Source organism: Kamptonema animale CS-326 (assembly GCF_028330895.1).
Classification (GTDB): Bacteria; Cyanobacteriota; Cyanobacteriia; order Cyanobacteriales; family Microcoleaceae; genus Kamptonema; species Kamptonema formosum.
The window spans coordinates 1-2,947 of sequence record NZ_JAQMUA010000300.1 but is presented as its reverse complement, the minus strand read 5'-3'; the positions used below and the strand labels follow the sequence as shown (position 1 = coordinate 2,947).

Here is a 2,947-nt window from a genome sequence, read left to right as displayed (position 1 = left end):
GGGCGGTATCTTGACCGCCCAGAGGGCGGCGTTACGGGTAATATTGTTTATCAAAACACTTGCTAAATTATTAGTCTTGGCGCTAAAGTACATAATTAAACATAGTACAACCGATCTATAATTCACGGTTACTGAGCGGGTAATCTCAACTCTATGACTAAAGATAATTCCCCGATTACGATTGCTATAATTGGCGGCGGATTCAGTGGCAGTATGGTTGCTACTCACTTGCTTTTAGGGGCGACTTTTCCGCTAGATATCAAAATTATTGAACGTCAACCTTTGCTAGGGCGGGGAGTCGCTTATGGAACTAATTCTGCCAGTCATTTGTTAAACGTTCCGGCGGGAAAAATGAGTGCCTTTCCCGATGAACCCGACCACTTCTTACGCTGGCTGCAAGCTATTGGCAACGATGTAAAACCAGATACATTTATCCCCCGTAATATTTACGGTAAATACATTGAGACTGGTTTAGATGAAGCCGAAGCAAAAGCGCCAAATTATGTGCATTTAGAACGGCTGAATGATGAAGCGATCGCACTCCAACCAGGAACCAACATGGCAACAATCTACTTGCGTAGCGGTCAAACTATCCAAGCAGATAAAATCATTCTCGCCTTGGGTAATTTTCCTCCTAGCGATCCTGCCGTTGCCGATCGCTCTTTCTATAAAAGTTCGCGTTATATTGGCTATGCTTGGTCTGCTGATGCTATTGCCGGATTGTCCGCTGAGGAACCAGTTTTGCTCATCGGATCGGGTTTGACTATGGTAGATTTAGCGATCGCACTCCGAGACTCCGGCCACAAAGGTATCATTCACGTAGTCTCCCGTCACGGTTTATTCCCCCATCCCCACAAACCTGCAACCCCTTATCCCGCCTTCCTCAACCCGGAAACAGCCCCCAAAAACATCCGCGCCTTACTGCGCCTAGCCCGCCAACAACTACAGCAGGATAGCACTTCCGAGGTCAACTGGCGTGCCGTCATCGACTCCCTCCGCCCCATTACCCAGCAGTTATGGCAATCTCTACCACTAGAAGAAAAGTGCCGATTTCTGCGCCACCTCCGCCCCTACTGGGAAGTGTATCGCCACCGCGCCGCCCCAAAAATTATTGATGCGATCGCACAATTGCAGCAATCCAAACAATTGCTAATACATAAAGGTCGCATTCAAACTTACCGCGAAACTGCTACTGGTGTAGAAGTCCTAATTCGCAACCCACAGGCAGATGATATTATTGTCGAAGTCAGTCGAGCGATTAATTGCACCGGCCCTGAGTGCGATTATCGCAAATTTCAACATCCCTTAATTACCAACCTATTGCAGCAAGGTTTAATCCGTCCCGATTCCTTAGCATTAGGCTTAGATGTCGCCCCAAACGGCGCACTCGTGAGTACAAATGGCGCAACTTCAGAACTTTTATTTACTTTAGGGCCTCCTCGTAAAGGTTCTCTGTGGGAGACAACGGCAGTTCCAGAAATCCGAGTTCAAGCCTTAGCATTAGCAAAAGATTTAATCCAGCGATTGAAAAAAGATATAACTTAACTTTTATTCTAATTTCCAGGGAGAAAAATTATTAATATTTAATCTCTTTGAGTTTAATAGTATTAATGACTCCCCCGAACCTTATAAGGAAGGGGGTTCGGGGGTTAGGTCAAAGAATTTAGAAGCGAGCAATATTACAGCCCTGCTTGCAGGAAAGGGGGTTGGAGGTTTAGGTTCAAGAATTTAGAAGCGAGCAATGTTACGGCCCTGCTAGGGCGTGTTTTCAAACTACAACCACAACAGAATGCAGGCGAGCGTAATCATAGCTGTATAATTTGCGGCCAACTTCTCATATCGGGTAGCGATACGACGAAATTGCTTGAGTCGATTGATAGCACGTTCAACTATGTTGCGTTGACGGTAGATTTTACGGCTAAAAGGACCGTGACGTGGCTCGTTTGACTGCTCCTTGTTCCATTAATTGTTCTAAAAATATTGGCTTTTTGCCACCGATAGAACCTTGTAGCCACGCTTTCCCATGAACCATAACGTTCTGGGAGGTCTCGCCAGGGGGCTCCTGTTCGCTCGTATCCAGAGGATGCCATTAACCACTTGTCGGTGGCCACGATTTGGCTTGTCTGTTCGGGGTTTGAGTGGAGGAAGTAGCGGTTTTAACGTCTCCCACTGTTCGTTACTTAAATCTCCTCGGTTCATGAGCGTTAAGTGCTTGTGATCGCCTATTTCTAGGATACAACGAGGCAAGAAAACACGCCCTAGCCCCTAGCTATAGTAATGACAACTTTAAAATTCTTATCCTTGCTGAAAGTTTTCCCCATATATTCCACAGCGTTTCCACAGGCTAGATGAGGTTTTCCACAGATTAGACAAGGTTTTCCACAGGAGTTAACGGTAGTATCAAGCCTTGCTGCTGAATTGGGGATTTTATTCATTAACTGGCTAATGCCAGAGTGGTGCTCCAAGTTATAAACTTATGTAACGGGGATCGGCCTCAAGAGCTGATTGTTGTGTAAATATTTTTTTAAGATAAAGAGGTTTGTAACAATTTGCAACATTGACAACACCACCCCCTCTTAGCGCACAATGATGCGACCGACCTAAATTAAGCGCTCCGATTCCGGCTGTGTCCCTTAGCTGTCGATTCCGCGAGCTGGGTTTTGATATCTGTTTATTTGTGAGATTTAGAAGCGATGATGAACGCAACTGTCAGTATTTTGGCTGAAATTCCCGAAACCCTCCACGAATCCCTCAAAACCTACCTAGAAACGCATCCCGACTGGGATCAAGACCGGGTATTTTCCGCAGCTCTGTCTCTGTTTTTGTTGCAGAATGGGGATAGCGGTACACCAGAGGCATCAAGAAGCTATCGCCAAGCTGCCAGAGTTTACCTCGAAACCCTTTTTCAGCATCCTGTGTAAAGGAAGAGGGGCTAGGGGCTAGGGGG

2 protein-coding genes and 1 pseudogene are annotated in these 2,947 nt (G+C 46.1%); 2 read left to right on the top strand and 1 reads right to left on the bottom strand.

Translation table 11 applies throughout. The annotated features are described in order from the left end of the window. The first annotated feature begins 153 nt into the window (after window positions 1–153). On the top strand, window positions 154–1,545 hold the full coding sequence (locus PN499_RS17625) for an FAD/NAD(P)-binding protein (protein WP_272033400.1): 1,392 nt from the start codon (window positions 154–156) through the stop codon (window positions 1,543–1,545). Between the two features lie 228 nt (window positions 1,546–1,773). Here PN499_RS17625 and PN499_RS17620 read toward each other — a convergent pair. Continuing rightward, a pseudogene (locus tag PN499_RS17620) lies at window positions 1,774–2,199 on the bottom strand (transposase). A 497-nt stretch (window positions 2,200–2,696) separates the two neighbouring features. On the opposite strand from PN499_RS17620, the gene PN499_RS17615 reads away from it, so the two are divergent. Further along, a complete protein-coding gene (locus PN499_RS17615; RefSeq protein ID WP_007353314.1) occupies window positions 2,697–2,921 on the top strand; it encodes a DUF2811 domain-containing protein in 225 nt (74 codons plus the stop codon). The last annotated feature ends 26 nt before the right edge of the window (window positions 2,922–2,947 follow it).